Raw genomic sequence first — 16,049 nt, 5'->3', positions numbered from 1 at the left:
GGAGTTTGGCTTATGATTCTCGCCGCGGTGGTTCTTCGGTCGCACGGGTGATCTGCTCGGCGACCAAGGCGTTGATCTGGCTGGCGGCGAAGCCGGCGCCGAATCCGTTGTCAATGTTCACGACGGTGATTCCGCTGGCGCAGCTGTTGAGCATGGCCAGCAGCGGGGCCAGACCGCCCAGATGGGCTCCGTAACCGACGCTGGTGGGCACGGCAATGATCGGGCGATTCACGAGTCCCCCCACGACGCTGGGCAGCGCGCCTTCCATGCCGGCCACGACGATGAGGACGTGGGCGCGGTGAAGGTCCTCGAGCCGGCCCAGCAACCGGTGCAGGCCGGCCACGCCCACGTCGTAGATGCGCTGGACCTGGTTGCCCATGACATCGGCGGTCACGGCCGCCTCCTCCGCCACGGGCAGGTCGCTGGTCCCGGCGCTGACCACGGCGATGGTGCCGGGGCGTTTGGGCAGCGGGTTCGGGTCAATGGTGACGCACCGGGCTGCCTCGTGCCACACGGCGTGTTTCCACCGGCGGCGCAGCAAGCGGGCGTGATCGGCCGTCAGTCGCGTGGCCAGCACGCGTTCGCCCTGACGGAGGAGGGTTTCGGCGATCGCGACGACCTGCCGGGGCGTCTTGCCCTGTCCGAAGATGACCTCGGGAAACCCCTGGCGAAGTCCGCGGTGAAGATCCACCCGGGCAAAACCCAGGTCGGCCAGGGGAGCGATTTGGAATGCGCGCAGGACCTCTTCGCGCCCGATGCGACGGGCGCGGAAGGCCTCCAACAATTGGATGGCTTCCTGGGTGGTCATGATGGGTCGGAATGGGCGGGTGACGCGGCGTGGGGAGCGGCCGGGCCGGGGCCGCTGCGCGGGGCAAAGGAGACGGAGGTCCGGGTGCGCCGCTGCAACAGCCGGGCCAGGTGAAGAGCCATTTCGAGCGATTGTTCGTAGTTGAGGCGCGGGTCCACCGGGCTGCGGTAGGCGCGGGTCAGATCGGCCTCGGTGAGGCCACAGGCACCTCCAATGCATTCGGTCACGTCCTCCCCGCTGAGTTCGAAGTGGACCCCGCCCAGGGGCAGGCCGGCATCCTGAAGAATTTGGGCGGTGAGCTCGAGTTCACGCAGGATGCGTTCGAACCGGCGGGTTTTGACGCCGGCAGGGGTGATTTCGGTGTTGCCATGCATCGGGTCACACACCCACAGGACGCGCCGGCCGCGTTTTTGCAGGGTTTCGATCAACGGAGGCAGGCCGGAGACGACCTCATCAGCGCCGAAACGCGTGATGAGGGCAAGCCGGCCGGGTTCCTGGTGCGGATCCAGTCGCTCGCACAGGGCCAGGAGTTCGTCCGGGGTGATCGGCGCCCCGATTTTGACGGCGACGGGGTTGCGGATGCCGCGGAAATACTCGACGTGCGCGCCGTCGGGATCGCGTGTACGATTGCCGATCCACGGAAAGTGGGTCCCCAGGTTGTACCAGCCCGGGCGGCGCGGGACCTGCCGCGTGAGAGCCTGTTCGTAGGAGAGGTGGAGGCCCTCGTGACTGGTGAAGAAATCCACGCGTTGGAGCTGGGGAATGGACACGCCGCCGGTGAGGGTTTCGATGAAGCCGATGGCATCCGCAACCGCGCGGACGCGTTCCTGATAGGCCTCGGCCACCGGGGTGGCACGCGCAAAACTGAGGGTCCAGTTCTCCGGGTGGTGCAGATCGGCGAACCCGCCGTCAATCAGGGCGCGGATGAAATTGATTGTGAGCCCGGCACGTTCGTACCCGCGCAGGAGGAGTTCCGGATCCGGCGTCCGATCGCGCGGATCGAAATTCGGGCGGTTGACGAGGTCGCCGCGATAGACCGGCAGGGCCCGGCCGTTGCGGATCTCGGTGTCGGCGGATCGTGGCTTGGCGTACTGGCCGGCGAAGCGCCCGACGCGGATAACCGGGATGCGCGCGTCGTGCACGATGAGCAGACTCATCTGCAGAAGGATCTTCAGCTTGGCGGCGATGATGGAGGACTCGCAATCGGCGAAGGTCTCGGAACAGTCGCCACCCTGCAGGAGGAAACGTTCGCCGCGAGCCGCAGCCGCCAGCTGGCTTTTGAGGTTCTCGATTTCGTAGCTGCTGACCAGCGGTGGCAGTTGCCGGAGTTGACGGAGGACCGATTCGAGCGCGGCGGGGTCCGGGTACTCCGGCTGCTGGCGGGCGGGTCTGCGCCGCCAACTGTCGGGCTGCCAATCCTGCGGTTGCGTCTGCGGGCCCATGCCTTGCGGGGGTGAGCCTGCCGCAAAGATGGCGCCAGTGCAAGTGAGGCAGCGATGTGGGCAGAAGCGGGCCTTCATCTCGTCCGGTACCGGCGCGAACTTGTGCGTGCCGTCGCTTGGCCGACGGAGTTTTCCCCGGTGACCGGGTGGCGGCTTCATTTCCCGCCGGAGCCGAACGACAAGCGCCCCGGCCCCGCAGGCCCCGGAACCGGGCGGCCCGGATTCATCCGCCGAGGGCGCGGGAGCGCTCCTGGCGACTTTCCGGCATGGGGAAAGCCGCGCACGCCGGCTGTTGGCCACGGGGCAGGTTTTCCTGCTGGAGCAGCGCGGCAGGTCGTCTATGTTAACGCTCGGTGTATGGGAGCCAGGAAGTTGTTGTTGGTGGATGACGAGGCGGACGTGCGGTACTCGTTCCGGCGCCTGTTCGAGGGACCGGATCTGGAGGTGTGGGAGGCCGCCAGCGGTGAGGAGGCCCTGCGTCTCATTCCCAAGGTACAGCCCGACCTGGTGGTGATGGACATCCGCATGGCGGGGCTGAGCGGGCTGGAGACCCTGCGGCGGATTCGCCAGACCGATCCGCGCCTGCTGGTGATCCTGATGACCGCCTACGGCACGACGCAGACGGCCATCGAGGCAATGAAGCTGGGGGCCTACGATTACCTGTTGAAGCCGTTCGACGTGGCCAAACTGCGGGCGGCGATCGAACAGGGGCTGAAGGCGGCCCGGGACATGCGGCAGACGGTGGCCATCCGGCCGGAAGGCTCCACCGATGAGGACACTCTCGGACTGGTGGGTCGCAGCGAGCCCATGCAGCAGGTGTTCAAGCTGATCGGTCAGCTTGCCGGTTCGGACGCCACCGTGCTGATCACCGGTGAAAGCGGGACGGGCAAGGAACTGGTGGCCCGGGCGATCTACCAGCACAGCCGGCGCGCCGATCAACCTTTTCTGGCTGTCAATTGCGCGGCCATTCCGGAGGGACTGTTGGAGAGCGAACTGTTCGGGCATGAGCGCGGCGCGTTCACCGGCGCCACCCAGCAGCGCATCGGCAAGTTCGAGCAGTGCCACCGGGGAACGTTGTTCCTGGACGAGATCGGCGACATGAGCCTGGCCACGCAGGCCAAGATCCTGCGCGTGTTGCAAACGGGCCGGTTCGAGCGTGTGGGTGGCAACCAGACCCTGCAGGTGGATGTACGGATCCTGGCAGCGACGAACCGGCCCTTGGAAGAGATGGTGGCAGCGCGCCAGTTCAGGGAGGACCTGTTCTACCGGCTGAACGTGGTGCGGATTCATCTGCCGCCGTTGCGGGAACGCAAGGAGGACATCCCGCTGTTGGTCGAATACTTCCTGCGCCGGATTGCGCGGGAGCAGAACCAGGCGCCGAAGTCCATGACGGCGGCGGCTTTGGAGGCGCTCCAAGGCTATCACTGGCCGGGCAATGTGCGGGAGCTAGAAAACGTCCTCCGGCGCGCGTCGGTCATGGCGAAAGGGGAGGCCATTCTCCCGGGGGACCTTCCGCCGGAGGTCACCGGAAGCGGCGGCGCGGTCCGCCCGGCCGCGGGAGCGGAAGCGCGACCGGCCGGAGGTTCGACGGGCGCAGCCGCTGCTGTCGGCGCCGAGCAAGGCACGGGTGGATCGGAGGAGGAGGAGGTCGTGCGGCTGGCGCAGCGACTGTTCCAGTGGGCACGACGGCATCCGGATCGGAAGGTCCTGCCGGCCGTGGAACGGGAGTTGGTCGTCCAGGCGCTGAAGGAAACGCGCGACAACCAGATGCGCGCGGCACGGTTGCTGGGCATCACGCGGGCCACCTTGCGCAAACGGATCGAGAAATTCGGCATCCGCCGCGAGCTGAGGGTGGAATAGGTGCGAACGGCCGGGCCCTGGCGCCACCTGTCGCCTGCCGGGCTCAGGCCGACCCGTGCCGGTCCGGCTGCGGGGCAACCTCGGCAAGGAAACGTTGCAACGCCGACCAGACCTCTTCGAGTGAAAGTCCCTCCAGGCAGACGGGCCGGGGCCAGCGGCAGTAGTCGAAGCAGGGTTTGAAAGGGCACGGTTTGCCATCGACCCAGCGAGCAGCCGGATGGAGGGGTGCGAACCATTCGGGCAGTTGCGGACCGAACAGGGTGAACGTGGGCAGGCCGCAAACCGCCGCCAGATGGCCGGGGCCGGAATCGTTCCCGATGAATACGGAAGCCGCGTCGATGAGTTCCAGAAGGGCGGACACGGTTTGAGGGGTGGCCACATCCGCTTCTCCAGCTCGTTTCCACCATTCGGTCTGTGGCGGGTCACAGGCCACGCGCACCTGCCAGCCCCTGGCGCGGAGCCGGCGAACCAGTTCGCGGTAGCGGTCCAGCGGCCAGACGCGCACGGGCTGCCCTGCACCGGTATGAACGAGGATGGCACGGTCTGCAGGCCGGCGGGTTGGAACGAGTCGTTCGCGCGGCGGCAGCTCCAGTCCGAGCGCGCGCCCCACCTGCCGCCAGTAGTCATAGCGGTGCGCTTCCGGATCCGGCAACGCAAGGGGCCGGGTCAACCAACGTTGACTGCCGAGGCGCGGGAACCCGAGCCGTTCCCGGGCACCGACCAGGCGCAGCCACAGATGGTCCCGTGGATCCCAACGGGCGGACACGCCCACGTCGAAGCGTTCGCGACGGAGTTGACGGGTCATGCCGATGAGCCGCCGCCACGGCCATGTCCAGAACCTGTACTTGCCCCGGAAGGCCGTCCAGGGCGCCACCACGGCCAGCACCCGCACGCCGGGCCAGAGCCGTGGCTGCAATTCGCTGCCGAACGGCTTGGACACCAGGGTGACATCGAAGCGTTCGGACGCCGCCTGCAGGAATCTGCCGGCGATGACCAGGTCGCCCAATCCCCAGAGTTCCAGCACCAGCAGCCTGGGTTTCATGGCGGCGAGGCAGCGTGTGGGCGTTGGGGCGGCACGGCACGGGCGGCGGGCGCAACGTGTGAGGGTCGCTGCGCGGCCACCCAGGCCGACCATCCCAGCCAATGCACGCAAGCGGTCAGGCGTTGCCGGGTGGGTGGCCCCCAGCGCAGCAGCCAGTGGCTCAGCGCGAAGAGCCAGTTGCGCGAAATCCCGGCGCCCAGGATGACCAGGCCGCGCTGTTCCAGCTCGCGTGTCAGTTCGGCGACGGTCACCACCCGGACGTGCGTGGGATCGTCGTGGAAGTTGAGTGTGAAGTTCACGGCCGGGGCAAACGTCCGCGCAGAAGGGAGGTGAAGAGTCTTGGGATGGGGGGTTTCGAAGTACACGCGCCCGCCCGGTTTGAGCAGGCGGGCGACCTCGTTCAGCAGCCGGTCCAGGCGTTGCAGGTGTTCGACCAAATGCATGCAGGTGATGGCGTCGAACGTGGCGTCCGGCCAGGGCAACGGGTCGCGTTCCAAGTCAGCCCGCACGAACGCGCATCCGGCCGGGTAGCGCTCGGGCAGGCCGGCCTTGTCCACGGCATGGAACCGCAGGTCCGGCCGGAGTTCGGCCATGTGCCGGAGCGTCTCGCCGTCGGAGGAGCCGAGGTCGAGCAGGGCGCCGCCGCGCGGTGTGGCGGCGACGAACGCGGCCCGTGTGTCCAGCCACGGCCAGGGTCTGAGCCAGCGCCAGTTCATGAAGCCAGTGCCGGGAGACTCGCCCCCGGGTGAACGTGCAGGTGAGGCACCGAACCCGGACCTTCCCCCGCACGGGAACTCGCGACTCCCGCGGCTTCCACCCGCACCCGGGTCCGTTGCCCGGCAGGTTAGGCGGGCATGCGCCACGCTGTAAAGGTCCGCCAGACCCGACCCGGCCCGGCGCGGAGTGACGCGAGCACGTTGCAGACCGGGGACATAAAACTTGAGAGGCCGTGGAACCGCTGTTAGTGTTCGGACAAAGCATGGCTCAGGGGATGCATCTTTCTCAGCGGCTGACCCAGTCGCTGATCCTGGCACCGCAACTGCAGCAGTCGCTGGCACTGTTGCAGGCCCCCCTGCTTGAACTCAAGAGCCTGGTGGAGCAGGAGCTGCAGCAGAACCCGGCCTTGGAAGAACTCCCCCCGGGCGCCGCGGAGGCGGAAACCGCGGAGGCGCACGCCGCGCGACTCGACCAGTTGGACCCTGCGGAGCCACCGCCGGACGTCCAATACGATCCCACGGTGGAACGCCCCGGCGAGCCTGTGGACGATTTCCAAGCCGAGCTGGAGCGGCTCCTGCAACTGGACCAGGAATGGCGGGAACACTTCCAGGAAACCCAACTGACGCAGCGGGTCACCCCTGAAGACGAGGAGCGGCGCCAGTTCATGTTCGACTCTCTGGTGGCCAGTCCCTCGCTGCAACAGGACCTGCTGGAACAAATGCGGGAGTCGGACCTTTCGGAGGCGGATTACCCCGTCGGCGAGCTCATCATCGGCAACGTGGACGAACGCGGGTATCTCACGGCCACGATCGAGGAGATCGCGGCGGAAGCCCGCACCACGCCCGAGCATGTCGAACGCGTGCTGCGGGTGATCCAGAGCCTGGAACCGCCCGGTGTGGCCGCGCGTAATCTGCAGGAGTGTCTCCTGTTGCAACTGGAACGTGCCGGACAACAGAACAGCCTCGAATACCGTCTGATCCGCGATCACATGGACCTGCTGGCCCGGCGGAAGATCCCCGAACTTTCCCGGGTCACCGGCGCGACAATCGAGGAAGTGCAGGAAGCCCTCCGGCGGATTGCACGACTCGATCCGCGCCCCGGCCGTGCGTATGCTTCGGAGGCCGAACTCTACGTCGTGCCGGAAGTGTTCGTCCAGAAGGTCGGCGACGACTACGTGGTCACCGCCAACCAGGATTATCTCCCCCGCCTGCGAATCAGCCCCACCTACCGCGACCTGATGAGCCGTTCGGCCGTGGACACCGTGGCGCTGGCACGTGCGTTCGAGGGCTGTCCGCAGGAAATCCGGCCCTTGCTGGAGCAGGCCATGGAGGCCATCCGGTCCGACCAGGACCAGATCGCCCTCCAGCGGCTCAAACAAATCGGCGAGTTTCCGGATCTGACCCGCGCGCAGCGGCAGGCGCTTCAAGTCGCCCAGGCGCAGATCATGGAAAAAGCGGCCTTCTTGGAGGCCCGGAACTTCATCCGCGACAAGATCCGCGCAGGCAAGTTCCTGATCCGGAGCATCCACCAGCGGCAGGAGACCATCCTGAACATCGCCCGCGAGATCGTCAAACGGCAGCGAGACTTCTTCGAGAAGGGACCCTCGCACCTCAAACCCCTCACCATGGCGGCCGTGGCCGAGGCGGTGGGCGTTCACGAGACCACCGTCAGCCGGGCGGTCAACGGCAAGTACATGCAAACGCCGCGGGGCCTCTTCGAGATGCGATACTTCTTCAGCACCGGCATCCGCACCGCGACGGGCTCCGACCTGTCCAACACCAGCGTCAAGGAGATGATCGCCGAGATCTTCCGCAACGAAGACCCGGCTCATCCGTTGTCCGACGATGCGGTCGTCAGGATCCTGAAACAACGCGGCATCGAAATCGCCCGGCGCACGGTCGCGAAATACCGCATGGAACTCGGCATCCTGGCTTCGAATCTGCGCCGCGTCTACACGAGCCGACCCCGCGAAAAGGGCATTGCCGAATCCTCACCCTCATCCGACGCCGCCCCGGCGCAGTCCACCCGGGCCGAAGCCAACCGCGCGGCGACAGAAACCCAACCACCCGCATCGGGCCCGCCGACGGCCGAAGAGATCGCCCCGGCACCGGCCGTTCCACTCCATGCAAACCCGGCCGTCCCCTCGCCGGCTGCGCCCGTTTCCGAACCTTCCGCAGAGCGACCCCACCCGGAAGGATCAGCCGGCTTGGAAGTTACCAAGGCGTCTCCGAGCTCCCCGGCGCAGCCTGCACGACCTGCGTCCTGCCCGATGGACATGCCCGGGACCCGGGACTCAACAACACCCGGGCCCCACGCGGCAGAACTCGAGCCCGAGCCGGGAAAGTTTGCGGCACACGTGCAGCCGATGCCACTTCCCGCGAAGGAAAAAACCGGATCCTGACCGCGGAGGGGCGACCCAAAACAGGCCCATCCCGGCCGGCCTCACAGCCCCTGTGGACGCGTCCCCGAAATGAGCCGGCCGCGGCGGAGAAGGGAATCGGACGGGCACGCCGGTCCGCACAATCAGGAGTTGCCATGTTGCCTATGAAAAAGCTCCTGACGATCTGTCTGACGGCAGGGGGTCTCGCAATGGCTCCGGCTGCAGAACAATTTGGCTATGCCGACCTGGTGAAGCGGCTGGCCGACTTGGAACACCTGGCCACGCTGCCCCCGGAGGGCGAGCGCACCGCACAATGGTCGAGCTACGACCGGACCAGTCGGTACGACGAGGCCAGCGGTCGCTATTTGGGATGGGACGCCAACGCCGACGGGCACGGTTTCATCCGGCGAGAGGGTAATCTTCAGGTGCTGGCGGAGATGAAAGGGCCCGGCGTCATCTGGCGCATGTGGTCGGCCACGCCAAAGGAGGGTCGGGTCCGCATTTACCTCGACGACGAAACCGAGCCGGCTGTGGACCTGCCGTTTGCGGCGTATTTCGACGGCAGGCATCCGCCGTTCCATCGAAAGGCCCTGGTCCACCGGGCCGCCATGGGCTGGAACAACTACACGCCCATCCCGTTCCAGAAATCGTGCAGGATCGTGGCCGAGGATGGATGGGGCGATTACTACCATTTCACCTACACCCTGTTTCCCGAAGGGACCAGGGTCCCGACCTTTCGCATGAACCTGGACCCCGAGGAGGCGGCTGCGTTGGACGAAATGGACCGCCGGCTGCGCGAATGCGGCCCGCGCACACCGCGGGACCCGATCGGTCACGACCGCTTCGAGGGAACGCTCGGGCCGGGCGACCACCACACCATCCGCCGGAGCGGTCCCGGCGCCATCACGCTGATTCGTGCGCGAATCGACGCGTTGCCGGCCCATGAAGCGGAAGCGGCCCTGCGTGAGTTGACCCTGGAGATCACCTGGGACGGAGAGGATCGGCCGGCCGTTTGGACGCCGCTGGGGGATTTCTTCGGCACGGCCCCCGGTTTGAACACCTACCGCTCCCTGCCCTGCGGACTGACGGAGGACAGTTGGTTCTACGCCAACTGGTTCATGCCGTTCGATCGTTCCTTCGAATTGCGACTGATGAACGAGGGTCGCGTGGCGCGGTCGGTGACCCTGGAAGTCACCACCGAGCGGTTGCGCCGTGGTGGGGCGGCCTACGGCCGCTTCCATGCCAAGTGGCATCGCGACGAGTTCCTGCCCACCGAACCGGAACGCTGGTTGGACTGGCCGGTGCTCAAGACCGCCGGCCGGGGCCGTTATGTGGGCGTGATGTTGCACGTGTGGAACCCGCGGGGCGCCTGGTGGGGCGAAGGCGACGAAAAATTTTTCGTCGATGGCGAGACGTTCCCCTCGATCTTCGGCACGGGCTCGGAAGACTATTTTGGCTATGCCTGGTGCTGTCCGGACCTTTTCCAACACGCCTTCCACAATCAAACGCGCAACGACGGCAACAACAAGGGCCACATATCCGTCAATCGCTGGCACGTGGCCGATCAGGTGCCTTTCCAGGAGTCCCTGGAGGTGTACCTTGAAAAGTATTTCCCCAACACCCGCCCCACGCTTTACGCTGCCACGGCTTACTGGTACCTCGCACCCGGCGGTTACGATCCCTACGCGCTGGCCCCGGTGGAGCAGCGGGTCGGATACGCCCGGGCATTCGTTTATCCCGAGATTCCCGGGGCCGTTGAGGGCGAACAGCTCAAGGTCCTCTCCTGCACCGGGGGCCGCGCCGTGGTCCAGGACATGAGCGGCTGGGGCGATCAGTGGAGCCACGACGCGCAGTTGTGGTGGATCGAAGGCCGCCCCGGAGCCCGACTCGACCTGGAGTTGCCGGTGGCCACCAACGGTTCCCATGCCGTCGCTGTGCGACTGACCCGCGCGCGTGACTATGGCGTCGTGCGCTTCCGCTTGGACGGTCGTCCCGTGGGCGAAGAGGTGGACCTTTACGATCCCCGTGTCGTCCCCACCGAACTCATCGAACTGGGCGTCCATGCGTTGGAGGCCGGACAACACGTGTTGACGGTGGGAATCACAGGGAAACACCCCGACGCCCTGCCCGCCTACATGTTCGGGCTCGATTACGTGAAGCTCACGCCCGCCGCATCTTCGCCGGCAAACGCGAACGCGACCTCTCCATGAGCAACCGGCCTCCCCGCCCTGCGTGGGCCGGCCTCGGGCCGGCAGGTCCGCAGAGAGTCCCGTGGGAAACGCGATCCGCAGAACCCGCCGCCGGGGCACGGCCGGGCGGAGTTGCCAAAAGGATTGCCGCCGGGCGACGGCCACCCTTAACTGGGCACGGATGATGCGGAGCGGTTGGAACGGGAGGGCAGCAACTTCATGTGGGTTGCACCGATGGTGGTGGGTGGGGCTTTGCTGTGCTCTGGCGCTGATGGCCCGGGCGCAACCCCCCTTGCGTCCGGGCACCAACCTCTGGTCGGTCCAATTGGGTTCGGGCAATCAGGCCACGCCGGCTGTGGCGCCGGACGGCACAGTGTACGTGGGGTTGTTCGACGGCCGGATGGTGGCGTTCGGGCCGGATGGACAGCGCCGCTGGCAGTTCGCCACGGGCATGGAGATCCAGTCGGCGCCCACGGTGGCACCCGATGGAACGATCTATTTCGGTTGCCGGGACCGCCGCCTGTACGCGCTGCGCCCGGACGGGCGGCTGAAATGGTATTTCCGCACCGGCCAGTGGGTGGACGCCTCCCCTGCCCTTCTGTCGGACGGTAGCGTGTGCTTCGGATCCTGGGACGGACGGTTCTACGTGCTCTCGCCCGAGGGCCGGGTCCGGTGGACCTTCGACGCCTCCGGCATCATCTCAGCCTCCGCCGCCGTCGCCGCCGACGACATGATCTACTTCGGCACCCATGCGGGGCGTCTGTACGCACTGCGACCGGACGGCACCGAACTTTGGATGTACCAGGCCAACGGGGCCATTCTCTCCACGCCGGCCCTGGATCCTCAGGGCAATGTGTACTTTACGACGGTGCGCGGGCGATTGCTCTGTGTGGATCGGAACGGACGGTTGCGATGGGAGACCCACACGGGCGGCATCACCGCCTCCTCGCCGGTGCTCGACCTGGACGGACGCGTGTACGTGGGGGTCAACCGTGACCTGCGCGCCTACGGCGAGCTCGGTCGGCTCCTGTGGCGGTACGGCACGGGCGACGATGTGGAGGCCGCTCCCACGCTCTGCGCCAATGGCACGATCCTGGTGGGCAGCCGGGACGGGTCCCTCCATGCCGTGACACCCGAGGGACGTTACGTGTGGCACAACTGGCTCAAGGGGTTCATCCTGTCGAGCCCGGCGCTGGGACGGGACGGGACGATCTACGTCCTTACCTATTACGCCCTGCATGCCCTCCATCCCGAGGCCCCGCTGGCGCCCTCCAACTGGCCCACCTACCAGGGCAACAGCCAGCGGACAGGACAAAGCCGGTATTGAACGCCGTTGCCGCCTCTCCAGCAGACCAGCCCGGCCCGCGCCCTGCCCGGGGCCGGAGGGTGATCCGGGTGACATCGCCGCACAAAGGGGTTGTCGCTGAAACGCCTTCCCGGCAAGTTGGGCGGCCGTTATGGACGTGTTGAATCTCGGCATGGTAGGAGGCGGGACGGTCGGCAGCGGCGTGTTCCACGCCCTGCAACAGAACGGCGAGCTGTTGGCCTGCCGGATCGGCGTCCGGATTCAAGTCCGCAAAGTGGCCGTCAAGGCCGTGGACGAGCCGAGGCCCTATCCGATCCCGCGCCGGCTGCTGACCACCGACTGGCGCCAGGTGGTTGAGGACCCCGAGGTCCACATGGTCACCGAACTGGTGGGGGGTACCACGGTCGCTCGGCAGATTGTCGAGACGGCACTGCGCCTGGGCAAACCGGTGATCACCGCAAACAAGGCCCTGCTCTCGGCGCACGGTCCCGAGCTGTTCCGCAAAGCCGAGCGTCACGGGACGAACCTGTATTTCGAGGCCAGCGTGTGCGGCGGGATTCCGATCATCAAGGCGCTGCGCGAGGGGTTCGTGGGCAATCGCATCCGTGCGCTCTACGGCATCGTCAACGGCACCTGCAACTACATCCTCACCCGCATGGCCCGGGATCGCGCCGGGTTCGATGCCGTGTTGAAGGAAGCCCAACGGGAGGGTTACGCCGAAACACCGCCCGACCTGGACATTGACGGCCATGACGCCCAGCACAAAACCGGCATCCTGGCCTCGCTGGCTCACGGCATCTGGATTCCGCCCTCGAAAATCAGGGTCGAGGGCATCCGATCCGTCTCCCCGTTGGACCTGGAATTTGCCTCGCAACTGGGTTACACGATCAAACTGTTGGGCATTGTGAAGGAGCTGGGATCGGCGGACGCAACCGATGGCGAGACACCGTTGCAGGTGTCGGTTTACCCGGCGCTGATCCCCAGCCGGCACGTGCTGGCGGGCGTTCAGGGTGTGTTCAACGCGGTGTTTGTCCGCGGGGACGTGGTGGGCGAGACGCTGTTTTACGGCCAGGGCGCGGGCAAGGACGCCACGGCCAGCGCCGTGCTGAGTGATCTGGCCGATGCGGCCCTGGACCTGCGGTTCGGCAGCCCGCGACGGCGCCCGGCTTTCGTGCGGCAACCGAACCGGGTCCGTGTGGTGCCGATGGACGAGGTGGTGAGCCGGTCGTTTGTCCGGTTGAGTGTTGTGGACCGGCCCGGTGTGTTGGCGCGGATTGCCGCGGTGTTCGGCCAGGCCGGGATCGGCATTGCCTCGGTCATTCAACCCGAGGGGCACACCGGGGAAATCGTGCCGCTGATACTGATGCTGCACGAGGCGCCGGACGGCGCGGTGCGCCGGGCCCTCGGCCGGATCGGCCGACTTCCCGTGGTCAAGGCCCCGCCGGTCCGGTTCCGCGTCGAATCGTTGGACTGAACAAACCGCAGGCGTTCATGATCCGGTATCGCAGCACCAATTGCGCGGCTCCCGCGGCCGACCTGCGCGAGGCTCTCATGCGGGGTCAGGCGCCCGATCGGGGGCTGTATCTGCCGGAACGGTTCCCCACTCTCGATGTTCACACCCGCCGCAGCTTCGCCGAACGGGAGTACGCGGACATTGCCACACAGGTTTTGGCGCCGTACACCGAGGGACTCCTCGCTCCGGACGAACTCGCGGAGCTGTGCCGGCAGGCCTACGATTTCCCGGTGCCCCTGGAGCCCGTCCGGGATGAGGACCGGGTGTACATCCTCCGCCTGGATCGCGGGCCCACCGCGTCATTCAAGGATTTCGCAGCGCGTTGGATGGCGCGGGTGTTGTCCCGGCTGGTGGCCCGGTCAGGCCGGCCCCTGACCATCCTCACGGCCACCAGCGGCGACACCGGTTCGGCCGTGGCCAGCGCGTTCCATCGCGTGCCGGGCATCCGCGTCGTGGTCCTGTTTCCACGCGAGGAGGTCAGCGACCGCCAGCGCCGGCAGATGACCACGCTGGGCGACAACATCCGCACGGTGGCGCTGAACGGGAAATTCGACGATTGCCAGGCACTGGTGAAACAGGCGTTTGCCGACCCCGCGCTCGAAGGGCTCAACCTCTCATCGGCCAATTCCATCAACGTCGGCCGGTTGCTGCCGCAGAGTGTGTACTACTTTTACGCCGCCGCACGCGTGGCCGGTCCGGAGCAAGCCGTGGACGTGGTGGTCCCCAGCGGCAACTTCGGCAACATGATGGGCGCGGTGATCGCACGGCTCATGGGGTTGCCGGTGCGGCGGCTGGTGGTGCCCGTCAACCGCAACGACGAGTTCCCCCGTTACCTGGCCACCGGCCGGTACGAAAAAGTGGTGCCGTCCCGGGCCTGCCTCTCCAACGCCATGAACGTCGGCCACCCCAGCAACCTCGCCCGGTTGATCGCCGTGTACGGAGGTTGGATGGATGAAACCGGGCGGATTTGCCAGGAACCGGATCTGGCGGCCATGCGAAGGGATCTCTACAGCGTTTCCGTCTCGGACGATGAAACCCGCGCCGCCATCCGCCAGGCTTGGGAACGGCACCGCCTTCTCCTCGAACCCCACGGAGCTGTGGCCTGGTGGGGATTCCAACTGTACCGCCGGGAAACCTCCGCCAGGCCCGTCCCAACCGTCGTGCTGGAAACGGCGCATCCGGCCAAGTTCCCCGAGGAAATCGAACGATTACTTGGGTTCCGACCCGAGGAGCCGGCAGCCCTGAAAGCCCTGGACCACCTGCCGGAGTCCTGCGACACACTCGAACCGCGTTACGAACAGTTCCGCGACTACCTCCTGGCGTTGCCCCGGCCATGAGCTGCACCGCCCCAGGGCACCCCCGCCTCCCGGGCCGGCCCCGGAACCAGCGACCCGATGAGCCGGAAGACCCGCGACACTTCTGGCTCCGACAGGTCAAGCCGCTGCTCCGGAAGCATGTCACCCCGTTTTTTCTTTTTTCGCTCCGGCCGCTCCAGTGGCGATTGGCCCGGGCCGACCGCGCCCTGCAGGGAATCCCGGTGAAACACTGGTGGTCCGCCAAGACGCTCACCCTGCCGCCCCTCTGGCAATGGTGGCGCAAGGAGGGGCGCGGGATCGAGGTGGTCAGCGAATTCGAGCTTCGCGCCGCCCTCGCAGAGGGATTCACCCCGGAAGCAATCCTGGTCAATGGACCGGCAAAACAGGATTGGTTGCCTGGGTTCGAACGGTGCGGCCTCCGGGTCAACCTGGATTCTCCGGCCGAGGCTGCCGTGTTGCTCCCGCTGGCCGCGAAGTACAAATGGCAGTTGGGCCTGCGTCTGGCGCCCGGAGTGTGCCGGTCAGCCGATTCACGCGCACGGCCCGGCCAGTTCGGCATGAGTCTCCCGGAACTGCGCGAGGTCCTCCGCCGGGCGCGCCGGATCGGAATCGAACCCGAGGTGCTGCATTTTCACCTTGGCACCCAGATCCCCTCCGCAGACTGGTACGCCGCAGCACTGGAGGAAGCAGCCACGCTGTGCCACCAATTGCATTGGCACCCGCAGGTCGTGGACTGTGGCGGTGGGTGGCCACTCGACGGCGCCCTCGATCCCACAAACCGGCCGCTGGCCCGAGGTTTTTCCATCCCGGCCTTCGCACAAGCGTTGCAAAGGGCGCGGAAATCTTTCGCCCACTTGAAGGAGTTCTGGCTGGAAAACGGCCGCTGGCTGGCCGCACCCGCCGGCGTGCTGGTGGTGCGGGTGCGTGACCTCAAGACACGAGGAACCGTTCGATACGCCATCTGCGACGGGGGGCGCACCCTGCACGGGATGGTGAGCACCTGGGAGAGACACGATCTCGTGGTGCTGCCCGAGCGAGCAGGCCGCCGGGTGCCGACAATCGTCACCGGCCCCACCTGCATGACCTTCGACGTGCTGGCCGAGGCGGGACTGCCCCGGGGCCTGCGAGCCGGCGATCACCTCATCTGGATGCACGCCGGGGCCTACAACCTCTCCTGGGAAACGCGCTTTTCACACGGGCTGGCACCGGTGCTCTGGCACGACGGCCGTGTCGTTCAACAGGTGCGACCCCGTGAATCCTTCGACCAATGGTACGGAAGATGGATGCCCGCACCCGCCGACCCGCCGAAGCCCCGGTCCGGATGAGAGACCGAAACGCCATCCCTCGACGGGATGAAGGCGGGACGACCTGTCTGGTGCGGGACCCGAGCGCGATGGCTGGGCATGAAACCCGGGGCACCATGGCCCCACACAGCCAATCCGGCCCCACCGCCTTGCGCCCTGCCAGAACGGATGA

11 protein-coding genes are annotated in these 16,049 nt (G+C 66.8%); 7 read left to right on the top strand and 4 right to left on the bottom strand.

What is annotated here, in order from left to right; translation table 11 throughout:
* Positions 1 to 10 precede the first annotated feature (10 nt).
* Positions 11 to 808, bottom strand: coding sequence for a nickel pincer cofactor biosynthesis protein LarB (gene larB / locus ACPDIX_RS13640; RefSeq protein ID WP_423432358.1), 798 nt, complete (start codon positions 806 to 808; stop codon positions 11 to 13).
* On the bottom strand, positions 805 to 2,250 hold the full coding sequence (locus ACPDIX_RS13635; protein ID WP_423432357.1) for a 3-deoxy-7-phosphoheptulonate synthase class II: 1,446 nt from the start codon (positions 2,248 to 2,250) through the stop codon (positions 805 to 807). Before ACPDIX_RS13635 ends, larB begins: the two co-directional genes overlap by 4 nt.
* A gap of 357 nt (positions 2,251 to 2,607) precedes the next feature.
* Here ACPDIX_RS13635 and ACPDIX_RS13630 point away from each other — a divergent pair, with 357 nt between their 5' ends.
* Positions 2,608 to 4,110, top strand: coding sequence for a sigma-54-dependent transcriptional regulator (locus ACPDIX_RS13630; RefSeq protein ID WP_423432356.1), 1,503 nt, complete (start codon positions 2,608 to 2,610; stop codon positions 4,108 to 4,110).
* A 43-nt stretch (positions 4,111 to 4,153) separates the two neighbouring features.
* Here ACPDIX_RS13630 and ACPDIX_RS13625 read toward each other — a convergent pair whose 3' ends face one another.
* Entirely contained in the window at positions 4,154 to 5,152 is a 999-nt protein-coding gene (locus ACPDIX_RS13625; protein WP_423432355.1) for a glycosyltransferase family 9 protein, read from the bottom strand.
* On the bottom strand, positions 5,149 to 5,868 hold the full coding sequence (locus ACPDIX_RS13620; protein WP_423432354.1) for a class I SAM-dependent methyltransferase: 720 nt from the start codon (positions 5,866 to 5,868) through the stop codon (positions 5,149 to 5,151). The genes ACPDIX_RS13625 and ACPDIX_RS13620 overlap by 4 nt, the downstream gene beginning before the upstream one ends.
* A gap of 275 nt (positions 5,869 to 6,143) precedes the next feature.
* Between ACPDIX_RS13620 and ACPDIX_RS13615 the strand changes: the two genes are divergently transcribed.
* The 6 genes from ACPDIX_RS13615 to ACPDIX_RS13590 all read left to right on the top strand — a co-directional run bounded on the left by ACPDIX_RS13615 (position 6,144) and on the right by ACPDIX_RS13590 (position 15,898).
* Complete coding sequence (locus tag ACPDIX_RS13615; protein WP_423432353.1) at positions 6,144 to 8,270, top strand: hypothetical protein; 2,127 nt, start codon at positions 6,144 to 6,146, stop codon at positions 8,268 to 8,270.
* A gap of 143 nt (positions 8,271 to 8,413) precedes the next feature.
* The gene (locus tag ACPDIX_RS13610; protein ID WP_423432352.1) at positions 8,414 to 10,459 is read left to right on the top strand and encodes a glycoside hydrolase family 172 protein; all 2,046 of its coding nucleotides are present in this window, start codon (positions 8,414 to 8,416) and stop codon (positions 10,457 to 10,459) included.
* 205 nt (positions 10,460 to 10,664) lie between these two features.
* Positions 10,665 to 11,765 carry a PQQ-binding-like beta-propeller repeat protein gene (locus tag ACPDIX_RS13605; RefSeq protein WP_423432351.1) on the top strand — a complete coding sequence of 367 codons (1,101 nt, stop codon included), beginning with the start codon at positions 10,665 to 10,667 and terminating at the stop codon, positions 11,763 to 11,765.
* Between the two features lie 130 nt (positions 11,766 to 11,895).
* Positions 11,896 to 13,218: a homoserine dehydrogenase gene (locus ACPDIX_RS13600; RefSeq protein ID WP_423432350.1), complete on the top strand. Its 1,323-nt coding sequence runs from the start codon at positions 11,896 to 11,898 to the stop codon at positions 13,216 to 13,218.
* A 17-nt stretch (positions 13,219 to 13,235) separates the two neighbouring features.
* On the top strand, positions 13,236 to 14,594 hold the full coding sequence (gene thrC / locus ACPDIX_RS13595; protein ID WP_423432349.1) for a threonine synthase: 1,359 nt from the start codon (positions 13,236 to 13,238) through the stop codon (positions 14,592 to 14,594).
* Complete coding sequence (locus ACPDIX_RS13590) at positions 14,591 to 15,898, top strand: diaminopimelate decarboxylase family protein (RefSeq protein ID WP_423432348.1); 1,308 nt, start codon at positions 14,591 to 14,593, stop codon at positions 15,896 to 15,898. Before thrC ends, ACPDIX_RS13590 begins: the two co-directional genes overlap by 4 nt.
* Positions 15,899 to 16,049 lie beyond the last annotated feature (151 nt).

The organism is Limisphaera sp. 4302-co, from assembly GCF_049537155.1.
In the GTDB taxonomy this organism is placed as follows: domain Bacteria; phylum Verrucomicrobiota; class Verrucomicrobiia; order Limisphaerales; family Limisphaeraceae; genus Limisphaera.
The sequence above is the reverse complement of the archived record's forward strand: the minus strand, read 5'-3'. Positions and strand labels throughout refer to the sequence as shown.